The 12956-nt window shown below is 61.0% G+C and carries 12 protein-coding genes; 2 read left to right on the top strand and 10 right to left on the bottom strand.

Annotated elements, in window-relative coordinates; all coding sequences use genetic code 11:
- Positions 1-98 precede the first annotated feature (98 nt).
- Entirely contained in the window at positions 99-1208 is a 1110-nt protein-coding gene (locus AB4O36_RS10875; protein WP_460124807.1) for a PilT/PilU family type 4a pilus ATPase, read from the bottom strand.
- 111 nt (positions 1209-1319) lie between these two features.
- On the opposite strand from AB4O36_RS10875, the gene AB4O36_RS10870 reads away from it, so the two are divergent.
- Positions 1320-3857, top strand: coding sequence for a PAS domain-containing hybrid sensor histidine kinase/response regulator (locus AB4O36_RS10870; RefSeq protein ID WP_460141713.1), 2538 nt, complete (start codon positions 1320-1322; stop codon positions 3855-3857).
- A gap of 55 nt (positions 3858-3912) precedes the next feature.
- Positions 3913-4188: a peptidylprolyl isomerase gene (locus tag AB4O36_RS10865; protein ID WP_368558263.1), complete on the top strand. Its 276-nt coding sequence runs from the start codon at positions 3913-3915 to the stop codon at positions 4186-4188.
- Positions 4189-4281: 93 nt separating this feature from the next.
- Here the strand turns inward: AB4O36_RS10865 and AB4O36_RS10860 are convergent, their stop codons facing one another.
- From AB4O36_RS10860 to AB4O36_RS10820, 9 genes are all read right to left on the bottom strand, one after another.
- Positions 4282-5199, bottom strand: a complete 918-nt coding sequence (locus AB4O36_RS10860) for a sugar kinase (RefSeq protein WP_460141712.1) — start codon at positions 5197-5199, stop codon at positions 4282-4284.
- 127 nt (positions 5200-5326) lie between these two features.
- Positions 5327-6544, bottom strand: coding sequence for an amino acid deaminase (locus tag AB4O36_RS10855; protein WP_460141711.1), 1218 nt, complete (start codon positions 6542-6544; stop codon positions 5327-5329).
- A gap of 39 nt (positions 6545-6583) precedes the next feature.
- Positions 6584-7348 carry an IclR family transcriptional regulator gene (locus tag AB4O36_RS10850; protein ID WP_460124794.1) on the bottom strand — a complete coding sequence of 255 codons (765 nt, stop codon included), beginning with the start codon at positions 7346-7348 and terminating at the stop codon, positions 6584-6586.
- A gap of 69 nt (positions 7349-7417) precedes the next feature.
- A complete protein-coding gene (locus AB4O36_RS10845) occupies positions 7418-7807 on the bottom strand; it encodes a RidA family protein (protein WP_460141710.1) in 390 nt (129 codons plus the stop codon).
- 31 nt (positions 7808-7838) lie between these two features.
- A complete protein-coding gene (locus AB4O36_RS10840; protein ID WP_460141709.1) occupies positions 7839-8633 on the bottom strand; it encodes an amino acid ABC transporter ATP-binding protein in 795 nt (264 codons plus the stop codon).
- Positions 8630-9292 carry an amino acid ABC transporter permease gene (locus tag AB4O36_RS10835; RefSeq protein WP_460141708.1) on the bottom strand — a complete coding sequence of 221 codons (663 nt, stop codon included), beginning with the start codon at positions 9290-9292 and terminating at the stop codon, positions 8630-8632. The genes AB4O36_RS10840 and AB4O36_RS10835 overlap by 4 nt, the downstream gene beginning before the upstream one ends.
- An 8-nt stretch (positions 9293-9300) precedes the next feature.
- Positions 9301-9963 (bottom strand): amino acid ABC transporter permease, encoded by a 663-nt coding sequence (locus AB4O36_RS10830; protein ID WP_460141707.1) that lies wholly within the window; start codon positions 9961-9963, stop codon positions 9301-9303.
- Between the two features lie 49 nt (positions 9964-10012).
- Complete coding sequence (locus AB4O36_RS10825; protein ID WP_460141706.1) at positions 10013-10861, bottom strand: transporter substrate-binding domain-containing protein; 849 nt, start codon at positions 10859-10861, stop codon at positions 10013-10015.
- Between the two features lie 378 nt (positions 10862-11239).
- Positions 11240-12799 carry a TerC family protein gene (locus AB4O36_RS10820; RefSeq protein ID WP_460141705.1) on the bottom strand — a complete coding sequence of 520 codons (1560 nt, stop codon included), beginning with the start codon at positions 12797-12799 and terminating at the stop codon, positions 11240-11242.
- Positions 12800-12956 lie beyond the last annotated feature (157 nt).

Raw genomic sequence — 12956 nt, 5'->3', positions numbered from 1 at the left:
CCCCATCGCGAGCAAGCCCGCTCCCGCAAGTCACCACCGTACCTGTGGGAGCGGGCTTGCCCGCGATGAGGCCCGCACAGACAACCACTGCTTTGCTGTTATTCCACCAATCCCCAATCCCCCGAAGTACTCCCCGCCCCCGGATTCGACTCGGCATGCAACTTGAACCGCAACCGCAAATTATTCACCGAATCGGCATACTTCAGCGCCTCTTCTTCACTGATCGCGCCCTCCACCACCAGATTGAACAGCGCGCCGTCGTAGGTCTGCATGCCCGCTTCCGCCGATTTTTCCATGATGCCCTTGAGCTCACCCACTTCATTGCGCCGGATCAGGTCGCCGATGGTCGGCGTGCCGATCATCACTTCCACTGCCGCCCTTCGCTCGCCGTCACGGGTGCGCACCAGTCGTTGGGAAACGCATGCCTTGAGGTTGTTACCCAGGTCATGCAGCAGTTGTGTGCGCCGCTCTTCGGGAAAGAAGTTGACGATTCGATCCAACGCCTGATGGGCATTGTGGGCGTGCAACGTCGAGATCACCAGGTGCCCGGTGTCGGCGAAGGCCAGTGCGTGTTCCATGGTTTCGCGGTCGCGGATCTCGCCGATCAGCACCACGTCCGGCGCCTGGCGCAGAGTGTTTTTCAGCGCTGCATGGAAACTGCGGGTATCGACGCCGACTTCACGTTGATTGATGATCGATTTTCGGTGTCGATGGATGAACTCCACCGGATCTTCAATGGTAATGATGTGGCCACTGCTGTGACGGTTTCGGTAATCGATCAGCGCGGCGAGTGAGGTAGACTTGCCTGAGCCCGTGGCTCCGACGACCAGTATCAGCCCCTGCTTGAGCATGATCATGTCCAGCAAAACCGGGGGCAGCTTGAGGTCTTCGAACTGCGGGATGTCGAGTTTGATGTTGCGCGCGACGATCGACACGTCGTTGCGTTGCTTGAAAATATTGACCCGGAAGCGGCCGACACCCGCCAACGAAATTGCCAGGTTCATCTCCAGATCCCGATCGAACTCAAGCCGTTGCTCGGCGTCCATGATGGACAGGGCAAGCGTTGCGATTTCCCCCGGTTTGAATGGCTGATGGGTCAAGGGCTTGAGCACGCCATCGAACCGTGCGCACGGCGGCGCGCCAGTGGAGAGGTACAGATCGGATCCATCCTGACTGGCCAGGATTTTCAACAGTGCATCGATTTCCATGGCAAAAACACCCGCGAAGCCCTTCAATGAACGACCCTGAAGCGGGTCATCCGGCGTGTACCGCTCTAGGATAGTAGACCGCGACACTTGGCAGACGTGCAGGACACTTTGATGAATCCAACTTCCATCGGTAGCGATGCCCAGACCCTGATTGCCAGGCTGGACTGGACGAACACCCCACTGGGCGCCGCCAGTACCTGGCCGCAGAGCCTGCGTACCGCGGTGGACATCGTCATTCACTCGCCCATGCCGATGTTGTTGCTGTGGGGACCTCAACTCACGCAAATCTACAACGATGGCTTCGCCCTGTTTGCCGGCAACCAGCATCCCAAGGCTTTCGGACAACCGACGCACCAAATGTGGCCGGAACTTCGGGACTTTACCGGCCCGATTTACAGCGCAGTCCTACAGGGCCAAGTGCGGACTTATAGTGAGCAACGCTTCACCCTGCACCGCGACGGCAAGGATACCGACGTTTGGCTGGACTTGACCTACAGCCCCATCCGCGATGAAAGCGCCGAGGTGGCTGGGATCCTGGTCACCGCCATCGAAACCAACGAACGCCGACGCATCGCCCTCGAACTGGAGCAACGCTCAGTCGCCAGCCTGAAGGCCCAGCGCGAGACCGAGGAGCGCCTGCAACTGGCGCTCGCCGCTACCGACGCGCTCGGCACCTGGGACTGGGACATTAACGAAGACCGATTCATCGTCGACAGTCACTTCGCCCAGTTGCACGGCGTGGACCCGCAGCGCGCCAGCCAATTGCCAATCACAGCCTACCTGGAAGGCGTGCACCCCGAAGACCGGGCGATGATCACCCGAAGCATCAAGCACTGCATTACCCACGGCAGCGAATACGCCGTGGAATACCGCCTGTTGCAAGCCAACGGCCAGTTGCGCTGGGTGTTTGCCCGCGGACGTTGCTACAAGGATCACCATGGCCGGCCAATCCGTTTCCTCGGCGCAGCCCTCGACCTGACCGATCGAAAGCAGACCGAGCAAGCGTTGCGTCAGAGCCAGACCGAGTTGCAACTGATCATCAACGCCATGCCGGTCCTGATCAGTTATGTCGACAGCGAGGAACGGTTTCGCCTGAACAATTCCGCGTACCTGAACTGGTACGGCCTGACGCCGCAGGAGCTTTACGGCCGGACCATTCTTGAAGTGCTGGGCGAAGACGCCTATGCCTTGCGCGCCCCCTATATCGCCGAAGCGCTGTCGGGAAAACCCTGCTGCTTCAGTATCAGTACACCCCACGGCGACGGCAGCACCCGCCAGGCCTTGATGAACTACCTGCCCCGCCACGGTTCGGATGGCGCGGTCAACGGTTTCTACATTTTCGTGATCGACGAAACCGAGCGCAAACAGACTGAAGAAGCCTTGCGCAACCTCAATGAAACCCTGGAAGAGCGTGTGGCCTCGCGCACCCGGCAACTGGCCGAAGCCAACGAACGTCTGCAAAACGAGATGTTCGAGCGCGAACGCGCTGAAGACGCCTTGCGCCACGCACAAAAAATGGAAGCGGTCGGCCAGCTCACTGGCGGCATTGCCCATGACTTCAACAACATGCTCACCGGCATCATCGGCAGTCTCGACCTGATGCAGCGCTACATTGCCGAAGGACGCACTGACGAAATCGCTCGTTTCACCGAGGCGGCGGTGTCCTCGGCCAACCGCGCGGCCTCCCTCACCCATCGCCTGCTGGCGTTCTCCCGCCGCCAATCGCTGGATCGCAAACCGCTGATCGCCAACAACCTGATTCATTCACTGGAGGACCTGTTCAGCCGTACCAAAGGTGACCACATCGAGCTGAAACTCGACCTGGCCGACGACATCTGGTCGGTCAGCACCGATGTCAGCCAGCTCGAAAACGCGCTGCTCAATCTGGTGATCAACGCCCGCGACGCCATGCCCGAAGGCGGCCAATTGCTGATCCAGACCGCCAACGTGCACTTGGACAGCCACGATATCGTGCCCCTGGAGTCGGTCGCTGCCGGCGATTACGTGATGATTGCCGTCAGCGACAACGGCTCCGGCATGACCCCGTCGGTGCGGGCCAAGGCATTTGATCCGTTTTTCACCACCAAACCCATCGGCCAGGGCACGGGCCTGGGGCTGTCGATGATTTACGGTTTCGCCCAGCAATCGGGCGGCCACGTCAGCCTCGACAGCCTGCCGGGCCAGGGCACTTGCGTGCGCCTGTATCTGCCGCGACTGCTTGACCCGGAGCCGGAAAAAACCCTGCTGCCGTTCAGCGGTGCGGCGCCGGCCGCGATTGCCGGCGAAACCGTGGTACTGGTGGAGGACGATCCCGCGGTGCGCATGCTGGTGCTCGATCTGTTGAAGGAATTGGGTTATCAAGCCCACGAAGCCGAAGATGCCAGCACGGCCCTGCCGTTGCTGGAATCGGATGGGCGCATTGACCTGTTGGTGACCGATGTCGGGCTGCCGGGCATGAACGGTCGGCAACTGGCGGAAATCGCCCGCCAGCACCGTCCGGACTTGAAGGTGCTGTTCATGACCGGCTACGCGCAGAACGCCGCAGAACGCCAGGTTTTCCTCGAAGAAGGCATGGACATGGTGTCCAAGCCGTTTTCCATTGACCTGTTGGCCAACAAGATTCGCCAGATGATCGGCCAACCCGAGTGAGTTCAGGCATAATCGCGCGCCGCGCCGTCACGTCACGCTACAAGGTAACTGCCCCATGAAAGCTCAAGCCCGCCACATCCTGGTGAAAACCTCGGAAGAAGCCGAGCAGCTCAAGCAACGCATCGCCAAGGGCGAAGCGTTCGATGTGCTGGCCAAGAAGTATTCCACCTGCCCCTCCGGCAAACGCGGCGGTGACCTGGGCGAAGTGCGCCCGGGGCAGATGGTCGGGGCGATCGATGCGGTGATTTTCAAGAAACCGCTGCGGGTGGTGCATGGGCCGATCAAGAGCAAATTCGGGTATCACCTGGTGCAGGTGTTTTTCAGGGATTGAAGCCCTCATCGCGAGCAAGCTCGCTCCTACAGATGATCACATCCCCTGTGGGAGCGGGCTTGCTCGCGATCCGATGGCGCAGCCAGCGGCCATTCACCTCGGAATCAACGCCCCGCGCACCTGAATCACCTGCGCCGCCAAACCATGCCCCGCCTCCGCCGCCTCAACCGGGCTGCCTCCCATCAGCCGCCTGGCCAGATACGCCGCGCTGAATGAGTCCCCTGCCGCCGTCGTATCCACCACCTTCTCGACCTTCCGCGCCGGCACCTCCAATGACTCGCCATTGCAGCGAATCAAGCACGCCTCGGCACCGCGCCTGAGCACCACCTCCGGCGTGCCGATCTGCTCGTAGGCGGCGAACACCGCCTCGCAGTCGGCAAAATGAAACAGCGCCTGTTCGTCATCGACGGTGAGCAAAGCGAGGTCGATGTACGGCAGCACGCTGCGATACGCCGCGCGCGCTTCCTCGACGGATGCCCACAGGCGTGGCCGGTAGTTGTTGTCGAAGACGACCTTGGCATCGCGCAAACGGGCATCGATCAAGGCTTCGACCAGCTTGGCCCGGCCCTGCGCACCGAGCACCGCCAGGGTAATGCCGCTGAAGTACAGCACGTCGTAATCCGGCAGGGCCTTGAGAATCGGCGTGGCGGCCGGGGTGGTGAAGCACTCGCGGACCGCCGCCTCGTTGCGCCAGTACAGAAAGCGTCGCTCACCATTGGCATCGGTCTGGATGCAATACAAACCAGGCAAGCGACCCGGCAAACGCTGCACCATGCCCAGGCCGATGTTCTCCTCGGCCCAACTGCGGCACATGGCATCGCTGAAACTGTCGTCGCCCAGGGCGGTGACATAGTCGACTTTGCCACGCAAGCCCAGCTCGCGAGCCAGGTAGACGGCTGTGTTGAGCGTATCGCCGCCAAAGCTCTGTTGCAGACTGCCGTCGGCGTGGTGTTGCAGTTCGATCATGCATTCGCCGATGAGGGCGATGCGGGGGGTGTTGAGGGTGTTCATGGGGGTTGGGTCCCTGGTTTTTGTGTTGTCTTGTAGGGCCTCATCGCGGGCAAGCCCGCTCCTACAGGTGCGGTGATTCCCTGTAGGAGCGGGCTTGCCCGCGATGGCCGCAACTCGGTCTAAAGCCTTAGAAACAAGTCTCCACGGTCTCGACCACCGCCAACTGCTCATCCACCAAAAGCCCAACCCGCCACTTGTCGAATGTCAGGCACGGGTGCGAAGTGCCGAAGGAAATGATATCCCCCACCCGCAACTCAACCCCCGGCGCCACGGTCATGAATGCATGCTGGTCCATCACCGCCGTCACCTTGCAGGCGCCGACATCGTCACCCACCGCAGGCACCACGCCGGCCTGGTAGCGCAGCAACGGCACGGGCAGCCCGGCGTCGTACGCCACGTCGCGCTTGCCCAGGGCAATCACCGCAAAACCCGGTTCCGGCAACGATTGCACGTGTGCCCAGACCTCCAGTGCCGGGCGCAGACCTTCATGCAGGTCGCTGCGACGGTCGAGCACGCAGCATTGCGCCTCCTTGTAGATGCCGTGATCGTGTGCCACGTAACTGCCGGGACGCAGCACGCTGAGGAAGCGGCCGCCGGCGTTCTGTGCCTCGAAAGACTCGGCGATCAGGTCATACCAGGCCGAGCCCGACGCGGTGATGATCGGCTTGGCAATGTCGAAGGCGCTGCTGTCCTGCAGTTGCACCGCCAGGCGCACCAGCGAATCAGCGAACTGACGAATGCCGGCGATGGCATGGTCGCCATGGATGACCCCTTCGTAACCTTCGATACCGGTGAGCGCCAGGGCCGGTTGCGCGTCGATGGCCTTGGCCAGGTCGAGCACTTCCTGCTCGCTGCGACAACCGCAACGGCCACCGACCACGCCGTACTCGATCATGACGTTCAGGCGTACTCCGCGCGAGGCGAAATAGGCGCCCAGGTCCGCGACGTTGTCCGGGTGATCGACCATGCAGTAAAAATCGAACGTCGGGTCGGCCAGCAGGTCGGCAATCAGCGCCATGTTCGGCGTACCGACCAATTGGTTGGCCATCAACACCCGCCGCACGCCATGGGCATAGGCTGCGCGGGTTTGCGTGGCGCTGGCCAGGGTGATGCCCCAGGCGCCGGCGTCCAGTTGGCGGCGGAACAGCGCCGGGGTCATGCTGGTCTTGCCGTGGGGCGCCAACTCGGCGCCGCTGTCGCTGACGAACGCCTGCATCCAGCGAATGTTGTGTTCCAGCGCCTGGCGGTGCAGCACCAGCGCCGGCAGGCTGACGTCGCGCACCAGATGGGCGCCAATGCTGGCATCGCCTTTGGCCACGGCGTCGGTATTTTGGGCAGTAGACATGGTCGAACTCCTCACAGTCGCGGCCGCAGGCAGCCGCAGTTATTCGTTGATTCGCCGGGCAAGGCTGTTGGCGCTGTCGATCAGCACCCGGCGGTAGTCGTTATAGTTTTTCTTGGCGTCGGCCCGTGGCGCGACGATGCACAGGGTCGCAATGGCAACACCGTGGTTGTCCTTGACCGGAGCCGCAAAGCAGTGGGTGAAGGTGTCCGCGACGCTGTCGAACGAGAAAAAGCCGTCGATGGCGGCCTGACGGATTTCACCGAGAAATTGCTCCAGTGACAGACGTTCACCGTCCGGCAGGATGAAATCGTCCGGGTCAATCAGGTCAACGATCGCCTGGTCGCTCAGGTGGGCCAACAACAGGCGACCCGAGGCCGTCCATGGAATCGGGGCGTTTTCGCCGATGTCCGAGGAAATACGGAAATGTCGTTCGCCCTCCTTCATCAGCGCCACCGTGTATTTGCGCCCGTTGAGCAAGCACATCTGTGCAGTCTCGCGGGTCTGGCTGACGATTTCCTGCAAGGCATGGTCGGCCTCGCGGGTCAGGTCGAAATGGCGCAGGTGCGCCTGGCCAAGGAAATACAGCTGACGGCCCAGGTAGACGTGACCTTCCTTGCCCACCGGTTCGAGGATGCGTCGTTCCAGCAGCGAAGCCACCAGTTCATAGACCGTGGACTTGGGACTGCCGATGCCACTGGCGATGTCATTGGGACGCAGGGGCTGGCCGATCTCCTTGAGGAAATCGAGAATATCGAACGCCCGGTCCAGGCCACGCGCCCGGCGTTTGATGGTGTCTTCGGTCATGTCTGTGATTCCCCTTGATAATGCCGGGAGTTTACCTAGAGTGCGGCGGTGATCGTAAGGCCGCCATCCTCAGCCCTTCTTCTTGTAGGCAATACAGTCGATCTCAACCTTGCAATCGACCATCATGCTTGCCTGCACACAGGCCCGCGCTGGGGCGTGTTCGGGTTTGAAGTACTCGGAGAAGACCTTGTTGAAACTGGAGAAATCCCGCGGGTCGTCCAGCCACACGCCCGCGCGCACCACGTCTTCGAGGCCATAACCGGCCTCTTCGAGAATGGCGATCAGGTTTTTCATGGTCTGGTGCGTCTGTTCAACGATGCCGCCATTGATGATTTCGCCATCCAGCGCCGGCACCTGCCCGGAAACATGCAGCCAGCCATCGGCTTCAACGGCGCGGGCAAAAGGGCGAGGCGTGCCGCCGGCAGCGCTGCTGCCGGTGCCGTAACGCGTAATGCTCATGAGTGCTTCTCCTGCTTGGAAATAAAAGGGATCAAAACCGCGTGTTCTTGAGAAACTCAGCCAGACGCGGCGATTGTGGGCGTTCGAACAGCTCCTTGGGTGGCCCCTGCTCTTCGATGCGCCCTTGGTTCATGAATACGATCTTGTCCGAGACCTCGAAGGCGAAACGCATTTCGTGGGTCACCAGCAGCATGGTCATGCCTTCGTCCGCCAGGCCCTTGATCACGTTCAACACCTCGCCAACCAGCTCCGGATCGAGGGCCGAGGTGACTTCGTCGAACAGCATCAGGCTGGGGTTCATGGCGATGGCGCGGGCAATCGCCACGCGCTGTTGCTGACCACCGGACAACTGGCCGGGAAAGTGATTGCGTCGCTCCAGAAGGCCGACCCGATCCAGCCACTTCTCCGCCAGCGCCACGGCCTCATCCTTGTGCAGCTTCTTGACCTTGAGCAACCCCAAGGTCACGTTCTGCAACGCGGTGAGGTGCGGAAACAGGTTGAACTGCTGGAACGCCATGCCGGTCATGGCACGATGCCGGGCGATGACTTTTTCCGCGTGGCGCACGCGCTTGCCATCGACTTCGTCATAGCCGATGGACTCGCCGTCCAGCATGATCTGCCCACCCTGGAATTCTTCGAGCATGTTCACGCAGCGCAGCAAGGTGGTCTTGCCCGAACCGCTGGAGCCGATCAGCGTGACGACGTTGCCGCGTTGCATGGTCAGGTCGACGCCCTTGAGCACTTCAAGCTTGCCGTACTGTTTGTGCAAGCCGCGAATGTCGAGCAGCGGTTGGCCGTTTTGTGCATTGGTTTGAGTCTGAATCATGGCAAGGCCACCCGCTTTTCAATGTGCCGGCCGAGTAATTCGATGGCGTAGTTGATGACGAAAAACAGAAATCCGGCAAACAGGTAAAATTCCAGGGTCATGAAGGTCCGGGCGATGATCTGCTGGGTACTGAGCAGCAACTCGGCTACACCGATGACCGACAACAGCGTCGAGGCCTTGACGATTTCGGTCGAGGAGTTGACCCAGGTCGGCAGGATCTGCCGCAACGCCTGGGGCAACAACACGTAGCCCAAGGCCTGGTAGAACGTCAGACCGATGGCCTTGCTCGCTTCCATCTGCCCACTGGGCAAGGCTTGCAACGCACCGCGCACAATCTCGGCGACGTGGGAGCCGCAGAACAGCGTCAGCCCCAGGGCGCCCGCCTGGAACGCACTGATCTTCCAGCCCAAAGCCGGCGCCATGTAGAAGCAGGCCAGCACCAGCACGAACACCGGTGTACCGCGAATCAGGTCGACGTAGAAACGAAACGGCGCACGCATCCAGAACTTGCCGTAGGTCAGCACCAGGCCGGCGACGATGCCGACCATCGTGCCCAAAAGGATCGCCAGCGCCGACACCTGCACACTGGTGAGAAAACCCCGCCACAGCACCTCGCGGGCAACCCACAACTCATGCAACCAACTGGGTGATTCGTACATGGGGCCTCCTATCGGCGGATCGCCAGACGCTGCTCGAGGTAACGCAGCAGCATGGCAATGAGGTAACAGGCCGCAACATAGAGCGCTGTGGTCACCAGCCAGGTTTCGATCACCCGGTAGCTCTCGACATTGATCTTGCGCGCGTAATAGGTCAGCTCCGGCACGGCAATCGCCGCCGCCAGCGAGGTGTCCTTGAACAGCGAAATGAAGTTGTTCGACAGCGCAGGCAGCACGTTGCGCAGCATCACCGGCACGGTGACGTAAGCCTTGACCTGCCACTCACCCAGGCCGATGGCCAGGCCGGCTTCGCGCTGCCCTTTGGGGATGCTCAGCAAACCGCCTCGGAACACCTCGGTCAGGTAGGCCCCGGCATACAACGACAGGGTGATGATGAACGAGGGAATCTTGTCCAGGCGGATGCCCAGGCTCGGCAAGGCGAAGTAGATCAACAGGATCAGCACCAGGATGGGCGTGTTACGCACCACCGTCACATACACCGACGCCAGTACCCGCAACGCCCGGTGTTTGGACAGCAACGCAAACGCCATCATCAGGCCGATCACGCAGCCGATGGCGATCGACACCAGCGCCAATTGCAGGCCCAGGCCGAGCCCCGCCAGCAAGGTGTCGAAATCGCGCCACACGGCGGCAAAGTTCAACTGATAGTTCATGGTCAGCAATACCTTGAGCGGGGCGATTGTCCGCCCCGCTCCCACGGGGTCATTTGTATTCGACGGGGAAACCGATGGCTGGGGTTGGCAGGTCTACACCGAACCATTTTTTGAACGACTCGGCGTACATCGGAAACTCAACGCCCGTCATGGCCTCATGCAGGGCGGTGTTGACGAAGTTCAGCCAGTCCTGGTCGCCGCGCTTCACCGCGCAGGCATAGGTTTGCGGGCTCCAGGCGTAGGCCGGGCTGCGGTAGCGACCCGCGTTCTGCACCATCAGGTATTTGACCGAGGACTGATCGGTGGCTGCCGCGTCGGCGCGTCCGGAGTTCACGGCCTGATACATCAGGTCAACGCTGTCGTATTGATCGACCTTGGCCTTGGGCAGTGCCTGGTGCACCAGTTCCTCGGCATAGACGTTTTGCAGCACGGCCACGGTGACACTGTCGCCGGCGGCTTTCAGGTCTTCGATTTCCTTGTACTTGCTGTTGGCCGGCAGCAGCAGGCCGACGCCCTCGCGGTAGTACGGCAAAGTGAACGCCACCTGCTGGGCTCGGCTGGCGGTGACGGTGATGAACTGGCAACTGATGTCGACTTTGTCGGTCAGCAGGTTTGGAATCCTGGCATCGGAAGACTGCACCACGTACTCGACCTTGTCCGGATCGTTGAACAAGCCCTTGGCGATGATGTGTCCGATGTCGATATCAAAACCCTGCAACTTGCCATCCGCTCCCTGGAAGTGCCAAGGCGCATTGGTGCTGCCAGTGCCCACGATCAATTTGCCACGGGCCAGCACGCTATCGAGCTTGCTGTCCGCCGCCTGGGCCACGCCCATGGCAGCAGCCGAAGCTGCAAAAAGAAAAACACACGCTTTGAACAAGGAAGGTCGGCGATGCATGGCAAGCACTCCTGGATGTTAGTTATTCCGCTATACCGGAACGTGGTATGCAACAGCGGAATAGACAGCAGAAAGTGTGCCACAGGTTGTAACGAGGTGGGAGCGAGATTTGAAAAGTGTTTTGAATCAGGGGGATGGGTTGTTCTAAGAAATTGCTGTTACCCGAGGAAGCAATGGCGCAGCGCTACCGTTAGCTACAGCGGGCGGGTATTTGCACCACATTGGACCGGCAAGCCCGCTTCCACAGAGGATCTGTGTCGTTCACAAATCCCCTGTAGGAGCGAGCATGCTCGCGATGGTCGTCAACGATAACGCTGGAGGCCTGACACCCCGCGGTGCCTGGTCCTCCATCGCGAGCGTGCTCGCTCCTACAGTGGGTCAGGCGTCCATACGTGCCAGGAACACCCGCGTCACCCGTCGTTCTTCCACCGACACCACGGTCATCCGCCAACCTTTCCAATCATGGCTGTCGCCAATCATCGGCAAGCGGTCCAGCAGGCTGACCACCAGCCCGGCGAGGGTCTGGTAGTCGTCGGTCGGTTCGGCGGCAAAGCCGGTGCGTTGGCGCACCCGCGCCAGGTTCAGCGCGCCGCTGACCACAAAACCGCCCTTCTCCTCGACCACGTCCGGGCCTTCGATCTCGCTGGCGTCCGGCAACTCGCCGGCAATGGACTCGAGGATATCGGTCATGGTCAGCACGCCGACGAAGTCACCGAACTCATTGACCACGAAGGCAATGTGGGTCGAAGCCTTTCGCATCTGCTCCAGGGCGTTGAGGATCGAATAGCTGTCCAGCAGGTTGATGGCCTGGCGCGCCAGGTGTGCCAGATCGGGCTCGTTGCCACTCAGGTACTCCTTGAGCAGCTCCTTCTTGTGCACGAAGCCCAGCGGTTCATCCACCGCACCGTCACGGATCAGCGGCAAGCGCGAATAGGACGAGTGCATCAAGCGTGTGCGAATGGTCTCGGTGTCATCGGCCAGGTCGATGTAGTCGACATCGGCGCGCACGGTCATCAGCGTGCGGATCGGTCGTTCGGCCAGTTGCAGCACACCGCTGATCATCACCCGTTCACGACGGTCGAACAGCTCTTCAGTCGGGGTCTCGCCGTTGTCCAGCATGTCGGCAATTTCTTCACCCACCTCTTCCGCCGCCAGTTTACGACCACCCAGCAAGCGCATCACCGCATGCGCAGTGCGTTCACGCATCGGCCGCAAGCCCTGCATCGAGCGTTTGCGTTTGGCCCGGGCGATCTGGTTGAACACCTCGATCAGGATCGAGAAACCGATGGCGGCATACAGGTAGCCTTTCGGGATGTGGAAGCCCAGGCCTTCGGCGGTCAGCGCAAAGCCGATCATCATCAAAAAGCCCAGGCACAGCATGATCACTGTCGGGTGGGCGTTGACGAAGCGGGTCAGCGGCTTGCTGGCGACGATCATCAGGCCGATGGAAATGATCACGGCGATCATCATCACCGCCAATTCATCCACCATGCCCACGGCGGTGATCACCGCGTCCAGCGAGAACACTGCGTCGAGCACGACGATCTGCGCAACGATGGGCCAGAACATCGCGTAAGCGGTGTTGGCCGTGCGCTCGCCAACATGGCCTTCGAGGCGTTCGTGCAGCTCCATGGTGGCCTTGAACAACAGGAACACACCGCCGAACAGCATGATCAGGTCTCGTCCGGAAAAGCTCTTGTCGAACACCTCGAACAGTGGCTGGGTCAAGGTCACCAACCAGGAAATACTCGCGAGCAGGCCCAGGCGCATGATCAAGGCCAGGGACAAGCCGATGAGGCGTGCACGGTCGCGCTGCTCGGGAGGCAACTTGTCGGCGAGGATGGCGATAAACACCAGGTTGTCGATGCCGAGCACCAGCTCCAGCACGATCAATGTCAACAGGCCCAGCCAGGCGGTGGGGTCAGCTAACCATTCCATATAAAAGTCTCGATCTCTTCGTTAATTCAGAATGCCGGGCACGGCAAAGCGCGGCGCATAGGCCGTGGGGTTGCAATGACAAAGGAATTCAGGCGCCGAAAGACCGGGTGTTTTACGTACGAGCAACGCGCGCGATGGCGCGAGGAGGAAGGGTAAC

The organism is Pseudomonas sp. S2_E01 (assembly GCF_054668365.1).
The sequence above is the reverse complement of the archived record's forward strand: the minus strand, read 5'-3'. Positions and strand labels throughout refer to the sequence as shown.

Coding starts and splice junctions, on each gene's coding strand:
- AB4O36_RS10875 (WP_460124807.1), bottom strand. CDS start 1,208: ATGGAAATCGATGCACTGTTGAAAATCCTGGCCAGTCAGGATGGATCC.
- AB4O36_RS10870 (WP_460141713.1), top strand. CDS start 1,320: ATGAATCCAACTTCCATCGGTAGCGATGCCCAGACCCTGATTGCCAGG.
- AB4O36_RS10865 (WP_368558263.1), top strand. CDS start 3,913: ATGAAAGCTCAAGCCCGCCACATCCTGGTGAAAACCTCGGAAGAAGCC.
- AB4O36_RS10860 (WP_460141712.1), bottom strand. CDS start 5,199: ATGAACACCCTCAACACCCCCCGCATCGCCCTCATCGGCGAATGCATG.
- AB4O36_RS10855 (WP_460141711.1), bottom strand. CDS start 6,544: ATGTCTACTGCCCAAAATACCGACGCCGTGGCCAAAGGCGATGCCAGC.
- AB4O36_RS10850 (WP_460124794.1), bottom strand. CDS start 7,348: ATGACCGAAGACACCATCAAACGCCGGGCGCGTGGCCTGGACCGGGCG.
- AB4O36_RS10845 (WP_460141710.1), bottom strand. CDS start 7,807: ATGAGCATTACGCGTTACGGCACCGGCAGCAGCGCTGCCGGCGGCACG.
- AB4O36_RS10840 (WP_460141709.1), bottom strand. CDS start 8,633: ATGATTCAGACTCAAACCAATGCACAAAACGGCCAACCGCTGCTCGAC.
- AB4O36_RS10835 (WP_460141708.1), bottom strand. CDS start 9,292: ATGTACGAATCACCCAGTTGGTTGCATGAGTTGTGGGTTGCCCGCGAG.
- AB4O36_RS10830 (WP_460141707.1), bottom strand. CDS start 9,963: ATGAACTATCAGTTGAACTTTGCCGCCGTGTGGCGCGATTTCGACACC.
- AB4O36_RS10825 (WP_460141706.1), bottom strand. CDS start 10,861: ATGCATCGCCGACCTTCCTTGTTCAAAGCGTGTGTTTTTCTTTTTGCA.
- AB4O36_RS10820 (WP_460141705.1), bottom strand. CDS start 12,799: ATGGAATGGTTAGCTGACCCCACCGCCTGGCTGGGCCTGTTGACATTG.